The organism is Corynebacterium sp. HMSC05E07, from assembly GCF_001807225.1.
GTDB classification, from domain to species: Bacteria; Actinomycetota; Actinomycetes; order Mycobacteriales; family Mycobacteriaceae; genus Corynebacterium; species Corynebacterium singulare.
Map to the genome: position 1 here is coordinate 133,913 of NZ_KV788224.1, position 13,238 is coordinate 147,150.

At 60.3% G+C, this 13,238-nt stretch carries 11 protein-coding genes and 1 tRNA gene; 6 read left to right on the forward strand and 6 right to left on the reverse strand.

Going from position 1 to position 13,238, the window contains the following annotated elements:
- The first annotated feature begins 20 nt into the window (after window positions 1–20).
- From HMPREF3149_RS05835 to HMPREF3149_RS05860, 6 genes are all read left to right on the forward strand, one after another.
- Window positions 21–1,154, forward strand: coding sequence for a metallophosphoesterase family protein (locus tag HMPREF3149_RS05835; protein ID WP_070537085.1), 1,134 nt, complete (start codon window positions 21–23; stop codon window positions 1,152–1,154).
- A gap of 3 nt (window positions 1,155–1,157) precedes the next feature.
- Window positions 1,158–3,728, forward strand: coding sequence for an AAA family ATPase (locus tag HMPREF3149_RS05840; RefSeq protein ID WP_070537086.1), 2,571 nt, complete (start codon window positions 1,158–1,160; stop codon window positions 3,726–3,728).
- A gap of 23 nt (window positions 3,729–3,751) precedes the next feature.
- Complete coding sequence (locus tag HMPREF3149_RS05845; RefSeq protein ID WP_042530416.1) at window positions 3,752–4,261, forward strand: MarR family winged helix-turn-helix transcriptional regulator; 510 nt, start codon at window positions 3,752–3,754, stop codon at window positions 4,259–4,261.
- A 67-nt stretch (window positions 4,262–4,328) separates the two neighbouring features.
- Window positions 4,329–4,622, forward strand: a complete 294-nt coding sequence (locus HMPREF3149_RS05850) for a hypothetical protein (protein ID WP_042530418.1) — start codon at window positions 4,329–4,331, stop codon at window positions 4,620–4,622.
- Between the two features lie 176 nt (window positions 4,623–4,798).
- The gene (locus tag HMPREF3149_RS05855) at window positions 4,799–5,008 is read left to right on the forward strand and encodes a hypothetical protein (protein WP_042530420.1); all 210 of its coding nucleotides are present in this window, start codon (window positions 4,799–4,801) and stop codon (window positions 5,006–5,008) included.
- A gap of 625 nt (window positions 5,009–5,633) precedes the next feature.
- Window positions 5,634–6,092, forward strand: coding sequence for a hypothetical protein (locus HMPREF3149_RS05860; protein ID WP_246819955.1), 459 nt, complete (start codon window positions 5,634–5,636; stop codon window positions 6,090–6,092).
- A 43-nt stretch (window positions 6,093–6,135) separates the two neighbouring features.
- Here the strand turns inward: HMPREF3149_RS05860 and HMPREF3149_RS05865 are convergent.
- From HMPREF3149_RS05865 to HMPREF3149_RS05890, 6 genes are all read right to left on the reverse strand, one after another.
- Window positions 6,136–6,209: transfer RNA gene (locus HMPREF3149_RS05865), tRNA-Arg, on the reverse strand.
- 330 nt (window positions 6,210–6,539) lie between these two features.
- Window positions 6,540–8,138 carry an alpha/beta fold hydrolase gene (locus tag HMPREF3149_RS05870; protein ID WP_070537088.1) on the reverse strand — a complete coding sequence of 533 codons (1,599 nt, stop codon included), beginning with the start codon at window positions 8,136–8,138 and terminating at the stop codon, window positions 6,540–6,542.
- A 115-nt stretch (window positions 8,139–8,253) separates the two neighbouring features.
- On the reverse strand, window positions 8,254–8,895 hold the full coding sequence (locus HMPREF3149_RS05875; RefSeq protein WP_210385414.1) for a LutC/YkgG family protein: 642 nt from the start codon (window positions 8,893–8,895) through the stop codon (window positions 8,254–8,256).
- A complete protein-coding gene (locus tag HMPREF3149_RS05880) occupies window positions 8,892–10,397 on the reverse strand; it encodes a lactate utilization protein B (protein WP_070537089.1) in 1,506 nt (501 codons plus the stop codon). The genes HMPREF3149_RS05875 and HMPREF3149_RS05880 overlap by 4 nt, the downstream gene beginning before the upstream one ends.
- Entirely contained in the window at window positions 10,397–11,182 is a 786-nt protein-coding gene (locus tag HMPREF3149_RS05885) for a (Fe-S)-binding protein (protein ID WP_070537090.1), read from the reverse strand. Before HMPREF3149_RS05885 ends, HMPREF3149_RS05880 begins: the two co-directional genes overlap by 1 nt.
- A 285-nt stretch (window positions 11,183–11,467) precedes the next feature.
- The gene (locus HMPREF3149_RS05890) at window positions 11,468–13,120 is read right to left on the reverse strand and encodes an L-lactate permease (protein WP_070537091.1); all 1,653 of its coding nucleotides are present in this window, start codon (window positions 13,118–13,120) and stop codon (window positions 11,468–11,470) included.
- Window positions 13,121–13,238: the final 118 nt, after the last annotated feature.

Genomic DNA, 13,238 nt, shown 5'->3' on the forward strand with positions numbered 1-13,238 from the left:
CTCGAGGGAGAAAAGGCTACATGACAGCAGTAACGTTCATCCACACCTCCGATTTTCAGCTGGGTATGACCCGCTGGTTTCTCAGCCCCTCCGCGCAATCGCGCTTTGATGATGACCGTGAAGAAGCAGTCGTTCGACTAGGGGAGTTGGCCACCGAGACCGGGGCGGAGTTCATTGTCGTGGCCGGAGACGTGTTTGAGCACAACTCTCTCAACACGTCCACGTTGTTGCGTTCCAAGGAAGTGTTGAAGAACCTACCGGTGCCGGTGTACCTGCTACCCGGTAACCACGATCCGCTCGTGGCGGATTCCATTTTCTTTAATTCCTTTGCGGATAACGTCCACGTCATTGCGGACTCTGAGCCCATCGAGGTTCGCTCGGGCGTGGAGATTGTTGGCGCTCCCTACCTTTCGAAGCGAGCAAACTATGACCTCGTGCGCCGAGCACTGGAACCACTCGAGCCGCTCGACCGCGCCTCCGGGGCGGTGGCACGCATTGCCGTGGGGCACGGCCAAGTTGAATCCCGCGCAGGTGAGGCCGAGGAATCTGATGCTGACACCATCGATCTGACCTTCGTGGAGGACTGCCTCGATCGCGGCGTCATCGATTATCTAGCACTCGGGGACACACATTCCACGGCTTCGTTGGGGCGTACCGGGAAAGTGTGGTTCTCCGGCAGCCCGGAGACAACGGCTTTCGATGACCGCGAGCGTGACTCCGGCAATGCCTTGGTGGTGCGGGTTGAGGGGGAGGCGGTGGACGTCGAGAAGCGCAGCGTCGGCCGGTGGGCCTTCCGCGCGCTTGACGCTGACGTCAACTCGATGGACGATGTCGAGCGTTTTCTTGCGGAGCTGGAGGAGATGCCGGGCAAGACGCGCACGGCAGTGAAGTACAGCCTGCGCGGCACGCTGGGCCTCAGCGCCCAAGCACGCCTGGAGCAGGGGCTCGCGAACCTAGAGGAGGTCTTTGCCTCCCTCAAACCCCGTGAACGCACGATGGATCTGCACTTGGCGCCGTCCGAAGATGAGCTTAGTGAACTGAGCCTGAGCGGATACGCCGCCGATGCCCTCTCCGAACTACTCGAGGACCTGGAGAATCCCACTGCCCGTGATGCCGCCAACCTGCTGTTTCGTCTCAGCGCGAAGGGAGCCTAAACCATGATGCACCTGCATTCTGTTGAGTTGAGCAACGTCCGCGGCGTGGAGCATCTTGAGGTCACGGACCTACCTGAGACCGGCGTCGTGGTGATTGGCGGACCTAATGAAGCTGGTAAGTCCACGCTGGTGGAGGCCATTTCTTTCGTGCTGACGGAAAAACACACCGCGGGTTCGAAGAAGATTAAAGCGTTGAAACCTGTTGGCCGTGACGTGGCCCCAGAAGTGACGCTGGAGGCCACTGTGGGGCCGTACCGTTTTCGCATTCACAAGCGGTGGCTGAAGAAGCGGGCCTCGGAGCTCCAGGTGTTTTCTCCGCGTCCGGGGCAGTGGACGGGAGCGGAGGCAGATGATGAGTTGGATCGGATTCTGTCTGAACACCTTGACCGCGCGCTGCTCGACGCACTTTTCGTGCGCCAAGATGATCAGCACGAGGGGATTGCTGCGGTTGGTATTCCTTCGCTGACTGCGGCCTTGGAAGAGGAGACCGGGTCGAATGCTGTGGCCGAGGACTCCGAGCTGCTCACGCGCATTGAGTCCGAATACATCCAGTACTACACCGCTAAGACAGACAAGCCGGCCGGAGAATACAAGGCAGCTATCAAGACGCTTGAGGAGGCTGAATCAGCCTATGCTGCTGCTGAGGCCTCCATGCGTGAGCTCGATGGTGTTGTGGAGCGTTATGAAGCTGCGGAGCTGAGGAAAACTGAGGCGGAGACTGCTCTTCCTGCGGCGGAAGAGGATTGTGTGCGGCTCGATGCTGAACTCGCTGCCGCCCGTGTGGCCCAGGAAAAGGTGACTGCCCAGGAAGCTGCCGTGGCCCGCGCGGCAGCGGCTGTGGCACGGGCCCAGGAAGATGCTGCTCGTCGCACCACTCTGGTGAAAGAACATGCGGACGCCACCGCAGCTGCTGAGCGTGCCGCGGAGGTCGTGGCAGAGGCCAAGGAACGCGCGGAGGCAGAGGCCGCTGCTCGCAGCAAGCTGGAAGAGGAACGCGCTGATATCCAGCAGAAATATGACGCTGTGCGCGAGGAACGTCAGCGTGCCCGCCGTGCCCAGCTCCGCGCGGAGCACGCGGCCCTCGGAACGCGTTTGGAGGCAGTGGCGTCTCTTGAAGACGCACTGGCTTTGCGCCGTCGTGAGCTGGCAGCAGCACCTGCGATTCCGAACCTGCGAGAGTTGGAGGAGGCCGAGCGTGAGGTGGGCATCCAGGACCGCTTGCGGGCGGCCGCTGCGGCGAAACTCTACGTAACTGGAACGGGCGAGGTTGTCGTGGAGGGAGAGGCCTTCTCTTTGACGTCAGGGGAGGAAACTCCGGTTGAGCTGCACGATGGCACGGAGCTGCGCATTGGCGATGTCACCGCACGGTATGCGGCCGCGGCCGGTGAATCTGGCGAGGAGAGTGTTGAGAAAGCTCGCGCGGAACTCGTGCGACTGCTCGAGGACGCCGGGTGCACCAACGTTGCGGAGGCCCGCGAAGCACAGGCGAAGCATGAGGAGCTTGCTGCGGCTGTGGAAGGTGCATCCCGCGAATTAGCAGCGGCCCTCGGCGGTGACGACCTCGGTGAGTTGAAAGCTCGCTTCGAATCGAGTTCGGCTGATCATGAGGAGAACGCAGAGGACGACGGTGAGCCCCCGCGCGAGCTTGCTGTGGTGGACAAGGAAGAAGAAGAGCTGCGTGGACGCCTCGATGAGCTGGACCGAGCTGTGGCACCCTACCGCGAGAACAAAGCCGCCGCGGCACTCGACGTTGCCACAGTCCGAGCCGAGGATGCTGAGGCTCAGCGCGTCCTCAAGGCGGAGGGCCTCGACGCTGCCCGCGCCCAGCTGCGTGACGCGGACGTCACTGCCGCCATTGAGGCTGCCCGTTCAGCCCAGGCAGCAGAGCAAGCTGCGCTCAAGGACATGTCAGGCGTCGATGTTGAGACTGCGGAGACCTTGGCTCAAGGCGCACGCACGCACGTGGACTCCCTGAAGAAATCCGTCGCCGATGCCAACGGCGACATGCGCGAGCTCAGCGGACGTATCGAGATGCACTCCGGTGCAGCAGAAGCCGTGGAAAAGGCCGCCGCGGAACTGGAGGTGGCCCGTGAGCGCCATGCGGCCACCGAACGCCGCGCGGAGGCGGCTCGATACCTGCGCATGCTCATGCTGCGTCACCGCGATGCCGCTCGGCAGCGCTATGCTGCACCTTTTGTTACTGCGCTCAGCGGTTTGGCCCGTACCGTCTTTGGCGGCGACGTGGACTTCCACTTGTCTGAGGAGCTCAAAGTGGAAGCGCGCAGCCGCAATGGGGACACCGTGGCCTTCGACGGTCTATCTGGTGGTGCCAAGGAGCAGCTGGGAATTTTGACTAGGTTCGCCATCGCCCAGCTGGTGTCCGGGGATTCTGTACCGGTCATCATCGACGACGCTCTCGGTTCGACCGACTCGACCCGCCTTCAGCTAATGGCAGCGCTTTTCACTAAAGCCGGTAAGAATTCGCAGGTCATCGTGCTGACATGCATGCCTCAGCGCTACTCCTGGGTTGCAGGCCGTACGGAATTAAGTATGGAAACTCTGAAAAAAATTTGAAATCGGGGTGTAGGGTTGGTGCCATGACTGCGGAAATTCGATGGCTGACTGACGATGAGCAACACCTGTGGCGTCAAGTGCTGAGCAGTATCCGCAAAATTGATCGCGGCATGGAAGAGACCTTGCTCGCCTGCGGGGACATCTCGATGTCCGAGTACTCCGTGCTTGTGTCCCTCTCAGAGGCCCCGGAGCGCCGTCTGCGCCTTCGCGAACTGTGCTCTGAACTTGAGTGGGACCGCTCCCGTGCTTCCCACCAGATCACACGCATGGCAAAGCGCGGACTGGTGACCAAAGAAAAATGCGAGGGCGATGCACGGGGAGTCGAAGTCGTCATCACCGACGCTGGGTTCGAGCGCCTCAAAGCTTCTGTGCCTGAGCACGTTGAATCAGTGCGCCGCTTGGTCTTCGACCACCTCGATCCTGCCGATGCACCTGCCCTCCTTCGATTCTGTGAAGGCGTACTCGCAGCAAATAACCTTCCGGGCTACTCCGGCTTTGTTCCCGATGAGCGTTTAGGCGGGCGCAGCTCCTAGCGCGTGCACCATCGCGGGTACAGTGGGGATGCCGACAGCACACTCACCAGGAGGTGATTCCGACATCATGATGGGACAAGAACTTTTCGAGCACCCGGAGCGTCAATACACTCAGTACCGAATTGAGGCGCTGAAGGACCTGAGCGCGCAGGTGGGCCCTGTGGATGACGTCGAGAAGCTCAGCGATGAACAGGCCGCTGCACTTGAGCAGGCCTTGGAGAAGCATCCTGACGGCGCTGTGACCTTTGATGAGCTATCTCAGATGTGGATTATCGGTGCCGAGGATGATATCAACCGCATGTTCCAGGATCGCGAGGAGTTCATCGAAGCCCTTGAAAACGACGAGGACCCTGGGGTCTAGCCACAAGTGGTGTCAAACTTACGTCGGATAGCGTCAGAGATTTCTGCGTTTGACTACGGCCGACTCTGCATAACCTGCTAACATACGTTGTGTTAAAGGGCGAGCATTTCTCTGGCGTAGGGGAGATGACTCCGGCGTGAGCATCCTCGGTGAGGAGCTAAGTGAAAGGACTAAACATGATCGACCAGCGCGATTTGGCTCAGGAGCAGCGCGAGGCTGCCGCACGCGACAAGGCTGACGGCTGGGTTTCTGTCTTCCTGCAGTGGATTCCCCTGATGCTCATCGTCGTGGTTGTTATCACTGCTCTCTGGCTCGGTATGTTTTACATTGAGCACGGCACCCTGGACATCACCCAGGAAATCGTGAACCCGTTCATCACGCAGTAGAGCGAACAGGTGGGACGCCTCTCTTGCGTCCATGAACCTTTATTCTCGAGCCCCAGCACCATGGTGCTGGGGCTCTGTTGTGTTTTTGCCCCAACGTCTAGCCTGCGGCCACGGGCGTGCATAGCGATAAAAGTGATACTGAAGGTGTCCTCGTGAGGTTCTTCAAGGATGCCGATTTCCCGATTGCTCCAGTCTTCTTAATGACTCATTTCCGCGAAGCCATTCACGTTGAGGCGCACCTCTGGTATGCGGGGCGGCGTGGTACCGATCCACAAAAGCCATGCAATTCCTTGACCGAGCGAACATGTGGGGAAGCTGCTCCACGAGGCTGGTTTGCTCAAGCCGCGTTCCTAGCTTCCATTAGCAACCGACCTTCGCGAGCAACCGACCTTCGCGCTCACGGGGGAGGCTCGTTGAGCGGTAGGCGGTCTGCCGGTGAGCGCGAAGGGCGTGGAGGCAGGCACACCCACGGTGTATGACACGCGCAGCTGCTGGGAATGATCGAGGACGAGAGCAGCCCCCCGTGGTGGCCCAACCTTTGGCGCGCTATGCAGCACCACGACTTTTCACTGGATACGCCAGCCCCTGTTCGGTAGCCTTGTGCTCTATGAGAGAAAGTGTCTACGTGCGACATCTTAACGGACCTCTCCTGTGGCTAGGAATCATTGTTGGCTTAGCTGTGGTGGCCGCGCTGCTGCCAACGATGGTTGATTCCACGTGGGCAGCACTTTTGTTTGGTGTGCTGGTCATTGTGGCAACGGTGGCCTGCATTGCCATGCGAGTCAAGATCGTCGTGAGCGACGACGGCGTGACCGCTTCCGTCCTGGGAGTCTTTCAGAAAAGAATTCCGCTCGATGACATCACCGGTGTAAGCATCGGCCCCGAGACGGGGCTGAAAGAAGGCGCAGGACCACGTGTTGTTGATGGTGCGCCGGCGTATATCGTTTCAGGCCCCACCGTGCGAATCGACCACGGTGCTTCCTCTTTCATCGCCTCGGCACAAGACCCTGGCAAGGTAGTCGCTGACATACAATCCCGCCTCGCGTTGAGCCCTGAGGCGGGGCCTAATGGTGGTGCCGAATAGCCCTCAGATAGAGGTATAAACGCAGCTCACGACATAAAAATTGTGCCCCTGACAGGGATCGAACCTGCGACCTTCGGTACCGGAAACCGATGCTCTATTCCGCTGAGCTACAAGGGCATCGCTGGCGAAATGCCAACGATGCGATTCTAGCGCATGGAGGGCAAGGCCAGAAATTGACGCTCATAAGATTGGAGGTGGAGGGGGTGGCAGCGCCGTCCCAGGAGGCTAGGAAGCCGAGCACAATGACATAGTGAGTTGTCAGTTCCTCTGGCCGCTTGAAGTGACCGCCGGTGAGCGAAGCGGATGAAAACGTGAGGAAGGCGCATAACAGAACTTCTCGCCGGTCTGGCTATGGTTCTAGGTTATGCGCCTTGAACAGTACTTTTCTGTCCTCTTCCCCCTGCGTGCAAGGTTATACAGCAACTCACACGTCAGCTGTCTGACCTATTAATTCTGGGGCTGCTCGGCCTGGGGCTGGTCGAGGAAACCCGGGGCATCGGCGGTGGTGACTTCGCCGGTGCGTAGGTAGTTAACCACAATGTTGTCAACGGCCTTGTTGCCCAAAGCGAAGTGGCCGTGGCCGGGACCATGGACAGTGACCACGCGGGACTGCATCGGGTCAGACAGTCCGCGGTAGTAGGCGTACGGGGTCTGCGGGTCGCCGGTGGACTGAATCTGCAGCGGCTTGGTAGCCAGCTGCGCGCCGCTGACCTGTACCGGCTTAGTGATTGGTGCGCGGCCACCGCAGCCGACGCCGGAGGCGTACATGGAGTTAAACAGCGTGAAGGGGTCAACGGTGACGTAGTTGGACCACAGGAAGGCTGGGATGGCGGTCGGATCCGTCGGCGCAGTGTTCTCATTGCACATGATGATGTTCTGCATGCTCTGCGTGTTCACTAAGGTCTGCAGCGCAGCTTCCTGGTCCGCTTCGCTAGCCTCCGGTTCGACTGCATTGAAGTCGAGCGGCTCGATGCCCCCGATGTGCTTGGCCATCGCGTCCCAGGCCTCTGGGCGCGGGACAACCTGATCGCGCGTGACCTGGAGGGTGGGGGAGGTGGCTTGGATGCCCTGCGGGTTGGATGCCTTGCCCGCGAGGTGCTCGGCCTGCACGCGCAGCTCGCCCGTGGCGGTCATGATGTTGGCTCCAGGCTGGCCGGCGAATTCCAGTCCCGGCGGGAGATCACCAATCTCGGCGTCCGGCGGCAATACGGTGGGGCGCACGCCAGCCTCGGCAGCGACAATCTGGGACCAGCGCTCGTAAGCCTTCAGCGGAGTCTTGCCCGCGTGGTAAATGTCATCGTTCTTCGCCACGAAGCTAAAGAAGTCATGCAGGGCATTCTCGTAGCCTGCCTGTTGGGAGGCGAAAATCTGGTTCCATGCCATTTGCGGGTTCATGCCGGAATCGAGGACTACCTTGTCCGTGTGCTGCGGGAAGAGCGTGGCATAAGTTGAGCCCAGGAACGTGCCATAGGACAGGCCGACGATGTTGATTGTGTCGTCGCCCAGCGCTTGGCGAACAACCTCCCAGTCACGGGCGGTGTTTTCGGTGGTGATGGAGTCGGTGTAGCCCGGGGTATTCTTCTCGCAATCATCGCGAGTGATAGCGCCCGCCTTGGTCAGGCCGTCGAGCGGATTAGCCGCGGCCTCGCTCATGCTGCAGTTAAGAGGCGCGGATTCCCGCAGGCCGCGGGGCTGCACGCCGATGATGTCGTAGTCCTGCTGAACCTCATCGGGCCAGTTGGCGTTGTTGACCCAGTTGTAGGCGTCACCATTCGGGCCGCCGGGGTTCGTAAACAGGCTGCCCTTGCGCTCACCGAGCGCCTTGAGACGGACGAAGCCGACCTCAATCGTGCCCTTATCCGGAGCGTCGTAGTAGGTCGGCACGGTTACATGACCACACTCGGCACGCTCTTGGTCAACCCCCTCTGGGCACTCGCCCCAGGTGATAGTGGGTTGGTCAGCGTGGGCAACAGCGGGTGCGGCAACTAGGCCAGCAGCAAGGGCTACAGGGCCTAGAACCGAGCTCAAAACGCGAGAAAAGCGCATAGAACAAGGCTCCTAAACTTCAGTGGGTAGGTACTCGCCTAATCCTATGCGCCACGAGTGATGTACGTCAGCTCTGTGAGGTTAGAGGTGGGGGTGGCTACCCCCGTCGGCCTCACTACTTAACAATCACCACAATGAGATCACGCGGACCGTGGACACCCTCGACACGGGTGAGCTCAATGTCCGAGGTTGCGGACGGGCCGGAAATCCAGGTGGCTGGACGCTCCGGGTTCATGCGCGAGACAACCTCTGGGATACCGAAGACAATCTGGTCATCGCGCACGATGCAGATGTGGCGGTCCGGCACGAGGGTTAGGGCGCGGCGGCCGCAAACCTCGTTGGACTCGAGCACGATGGTGCCGGTCTGTGCCGAGGTGACGTGGGACTCGGTGAGCACAGCGTCAACATCGTTGAGGTCGCGGGGGTCCTTGCTGTTGTCATCCGCGGTTGCGGTGCCCTCAAAACCGTCGAGCATGCTGGTGTCGATTCCAGGTGCATAGGTGACGGTGGAGCAGCCGCGGTCCTTCAGGAGGTCCACGATGGTGGCATTGAGGCCGGCCTCATCAGTGACGCGGACGTCAGCCTTGTAGTCCTCGAGGCGGTCTACCAGCATGTCACGCAGCTCATCATCGTTGAGTGTGCCTTCATGCTGGTACTCGCGCGGAACCTCGACATGATCGGGCAGCCCGGCCTGCTTCTGGGCAGCGGAGATACGCTTCAGAATTTCTTCTTTGGCGGCGCTGTTCTTGATGGTCACTTGATGCCCTCCTTCTTGGCTTGGGCGAGGAGTTCTTTGGCTTCGTCAGACTCGAACCACTGACGGAAGGACTTCTTCGGCGGGACAGCGGTATCACGGTATTCTGACCAGCCGGACATGAACAATGGCAGGCTATCGATGACGCCGTTGAAACCACCGAGTACGCGGCCAAGGGCCACCATGCGGGTGACCTGGTTCCACACCTTCGGGTTGCTCCACAAAAGCTGGGGAGCCTTGAAGATCTTCTCCTCCACCGGCGGGGTTGCATTGGTGACCTTCTGATGGCGGTTCTCCAGAATGACATCCGAAAGCGGGATGCGCACCGGGCAGACCTCATCGCAACGTCCACAGAGGGAGCAGGCGTACGGCAGGCTTGCCGAAGGATCGTTATGGTCCTTCATGCCGGTGAGCTGCGGGGTGAGGGAGATACCAATCGGACCCGGGTAGACGGAGCCGTAAGCGTGTCCACCTGCGCGCTCGTAGACCGGGCAGACGTTCAAGCAAGCGGAGCAGCGGATACACTTCAGGGCCTGGCTGCCAACCGGGGAGGACAGGGCAGCGGTGCGGCCATTGTCAAGGAGAACGATGTGGAAGTTCTGCGGGCCATCACCTTCCGTCACGCCGGACCACATGGAGGTGTACGGGTTCATGCGCTCAGCGGTGGAGGAGCGCGGCAGCAGCTGCAAGAAGACCTCAAGGTCCTGGAAGGTCGGAACAAGCTTCTCAATACCCATGACGGTAATGAGTGTCTCCGGTAGGGTGAGGCACATACGGCCGTTGCCCTCGGACTCCACGATGTTGATGGTGCCGGTCTCTGCGACGCCGAAGTTGGCGCCGGAGATGGCAACCTTGGCCTTCATGAACTGCTCACGAAGGAATTGGCGGGAGGCCTCAGCGAGCTCTGCTGGCTCGGCGGTCAGCGTGTCATCGGTGTTCGGCATCTTGTTGACAAAGATGTCCCGAATCTCAGCGCGGTTGCGGTGGATGGCCGGAACCAGAATGTGGGAAGGCTTATCCTCTCCCAGCTGAACAATGAGCTCAGCCAGGTCGGTCTCGCGGGCGTTGATGCCGGCCTCTTCGAGGTGCTCGTTAAGGGCGATCTCCTGGGTAGCCATCGACTTAATCTTGACCACGTCGGTCTCACCGGTTTCCCGGATAAGGCCCTCGATGATCTCGTTGGCTTCCTTGGCATCACGGGCCCAGTGAACGATGCCGCCGCGCTTGGTGACCTGCTCCTCGAATTGGAGGAGGAGCTCGCCCATGCGGGCTCCGACGTCTTCCTTGAGGGCGGAGCCAGCGTCACGCAGCTGCTCCCAATCCGCCGCCTCATCGACAGCGCCTTGGCGCTTGGTGCGAATGGAGGTGGTGGCGTGGCGCAGGTTGCGGCGCTGGGTCGCGTTGTTGAGACCTACGTGAGCCAAAGGCACGAAGGCCTTATTGCCGCGGAGGTTGCCGTAACCTTCGGGGGCACGCGGTGGAGTGGTATCGAGGAAAGAAGTCATTAGAGCATCTTCTCCTTAGAGTAGGCCGCGGAGTCTGGGGTCCACGGGTGTTCCTTGGTGGAGGCGAGAATTTCTGCCATGTGGATGGCGCGTACGCCGGCACGCTGGCGGGACAGTGCACCCCCAATGTTCATCAGGCAGGAGGAGTCACCACCGGTAACGAATTCGGACTCAGTCTCGCGGATGTGACGGGTCTTGTCACCGACCATAGCCGCGGAGACCTCGGCGTTCTTAATGGCGAAGGTGCCGCCGAAGCCACAGCATTCTTCCTTGTTGGGAAGCTCAACGAGATCGATGCCCTCAACTTCCTTGAGCAGCTGGTACGGGCGGTCACCCAGCTTGAGGAAGCGCAGGCCGTGGCAAGAGGGGTGGTAGGTCACGCGGTGGGGGAAGAATGCGCCCACGTTGGTGACGCCGGCTACGTCGACGAGGAACTCGGGCAGGTCCAGGGTCTTTTCCGAGGCCTTCTTGGCTCCGTCCACATCAGCAGCGGTGCCGAAGCGGTCTGCGATCTTGGTGTGCTGCTCACGAACGGCACCCACGCAGGAACCGGAGGCGGAGACAACATAGTCGATGGACGGATCGGCGAAGGCATCCGCGTAAGAGCGGATCATTCCCAGCGTTTCCTTCTGGTAGCCGGTGTTGATGTGCATCTGGCCGCAGCAGGTCTGCTCTTCAGGGAAGACGACGTCGTAGCCCAGGCGGGACAGGACGAGAGCCGTGGCCTTGTGAGCATCGGGGAACAAAGAGTCTCCGATACACGTGGAAAACAATGCTATTCGCATTAGTGTTGTGCTCCTTATCTGCCTTATGCAGTTTGATCCCTCAATAAAGCGAGGGAGAGAGATGCATAGGACATTTGCCTACAGGTATAGCCGGGATTCTACCGTGGAAAATAGATTTTCTCGACATGAAAAATCCGGTTACCTGGATCTTTAACGCAACACTAATGTTGTAATTTTCTCACATGCGCCTTTAATGACGCATCAGCCGCCGCGCCCAGTGAAGTGCGCAGCGGCTGATGAAAAATGTGCGCCCGAATCCGGGGGCATTCTATTGTGTCGGGATGTTTACGGGACCAAGAAGCCGAGAACGTTGGTCATGAGGAAGACGATGACACAGACCACGGCCAGGAAGGCCACGGAGTAGCCCACAACGGCCTTGAAGATGCGGGATTCCTCGCCCTCCATGTTCACTGCGGTGGCAGCGATGGCCAGGGACTGCGGTGAAATCATCTTGCCCACAACACCACCGGCGGTGTTCGCGGCCAGCATAAGATCCGGGTTGACGCCGATGCGGTCGGCGGCGGTGACCTGCAGGTTGGCAAAGAGGGCGTTGGCGGAGGTGTCGGAACCAGTCACCGCAGTACCAATCCAGCCCAGAACCGGGGAGAAGAGCGCGAAGATGCCGCCTACAGAGGCCACGAACTGGCCAATGGAGATGGTTTGGCCGGAGTAGTTCATGGTGTAGGCCAGCGCCAGAACCAAAATAATGGTCAGCGCGGAGAACTTCATGCGGTTGATCACCTCGCCGAACTTGGCCACTGGTGCGGAGGCCTCCAGCTTGTAGCGGCCACTTTCGTTGAAGATCATGTAGACCACGGCCACGATGATGCCGGAAATGAGCAGCAGCGTGCCCGGGTTGCCCAGCACGTTGAACTTAAAGGCGGTGTCCATGGCGTTGCCGTCGGCGTCGATAATCGTGCCGTCGAGAAGCGGCCACGGGATGTTGAGCTGGATGAAGCCGAAGATGGCAGGCCATGCGGTGGCCACAGCGAAGACGGCGGTGACAACCGCGTAGGGCAGCAGGGCCATCCAGATGCGGCGGCCGTTGAGATCGGTGACCTCCTCCTGCGCAGGCAGCTCCATGCGCTCACGCAGGCTGTCGACGCCCTTGGGCTTCCACACGCGCAGGAAGAGGAAGCCGGCGCCTAGGGACACGATGCAGGCTACGACGTTGGTGAGCTGGTAGGCAAAGAAGGTCGCGGTGGCCCACTGCGCGATGGCGAAGGAGACACCGATGACTGCGGCGGCGGGGCCGGCTTCCTTGACGCCACGCATGCCGTCGAGGATGAAGAGGATGAAGAACGGAACAACCGCAGCGATGAGCAGCACCTGCAGGGAGATGAGGCTTGCGATGTCCGCGGTCTGCTCGGCGGTACGGCCGCCAACGGAACCAGCGGTGGTCACGGGGATGCCGACGGCGCCGAAAGCAACCGGAGCGGTATTGGCAATCAGAACGGTGGTCGCAGCCTTGAGGGGCTTCACGCCCAGCGCCAGGATCATCGTGGCGGTAATAGCCACCGGGGCACCAAAGCCGGCGAGGGCCTCCAGCAGGCCGCCGAAGCAGAAAGCAATGAGGATGGCCTGGATACGGATATCGCCATCACCCAAGAGGTCAAAGGTCTTGCGCAGGTCCTCGAAGCGGCCAGAGGATACCGTCACCTCGTAGAACCAGATGGCGGTAATGATGACCCAGACGATGGGGAAGAGTCCGAAGAGTCCGCCGCGTAGTGCAGAGGAGAGCGCCATATCCGTAGGCATTCCCAAGCCGAAGATAGCGATGAGCAAGGCCACGAGGAGGGCTACCGCACCGGAGGTGTGGGCGCGAGCCTTGAGGCCCAAGAGCATGATGAAGAATGCAATGAGCGGCAGGGTAGAGACCGCTGCGGTCGCTCCCACGCTGCCGGCAATGGCATCCGTAGTGATGTTGAAGGTAGACATAAAGCTCAATTCACGGTCTTTCTCGCACACCCGTGGCGCGCCCACAAGAGTTATTGAGCGGTCACAAGGAGACGGTGCGAGGCGATGGAACGATACAGTTAGCGTGTTTAGCGTAGAA

Bases quoted from the DNA above. Each gene is read 5' to 3' on its own strand.
- HMPREF3149_RS05835 (WP_070537085.1), top strand. From the start codon at position 21: ATGACAGCAGTAACGTTCATCCACACCTCCGATTTTCAGCTGGGTATG.
- HMPREF3149_RS05840 (WP_070537086.1), top strand. From the start codon at position 1,158: ATGATGCACCTGCATTCTGTTGAGTTGAGCAACGTCCGCGGCGTGGAG.
- HMPREF3149_RS05845 (WP_042530416.1), top strand. From the start codon at position 3,752: ATGACTGCGGAAATTCGATGGCTGACTGACGATGAGCAACACCTGTGG.
- HMPREF3149_RS05850 (WP_042530418.1), top strand. From the start codon at position 4,329: ATGATGGGACAAGAACTTTTCGAGCACCCGGAGCGTCAATACACTCAG.
- HMPREF3149_RS05855 (WP_042530420.1), top strand. From the start codon at position 4,799: ATGATCGACCAGCGCGATTTGGCTCAGGAGCAGCGCGAGGCTGCCGCA.
- HMPREF3149_RS05870 (WP_070537088.1), bottom strand. From the start codon at position 8,138: ATGCGCTTTTCTCGCGTTTTGAGCTCGGTTCTAGGCCCTGTAGCCCTT.
- HMPREF3149_RS05880 (WP_070537089.1), bottom strand. From the start codon at position 10,397: ATGACTTCTTTCCTCGATACCACTCCACCGCGTGCCCCCGAAGGTTAC.
- HMPREF3149_RS05885 (WP_070537090.1), bottom strand. From the start codon at position 11,182: ATGCGAATAGCATTGTTTTCCACGTGTATCGGAGACTCTTTGTTCCCC.
- HMPREF3149_RS05890 (WP_070537091.1), bottom strand. From the start codon at position 13,120: ATGTCTACCTTCAACATCACTACGGATGCCATTGCCGGCAGCGTGGGA.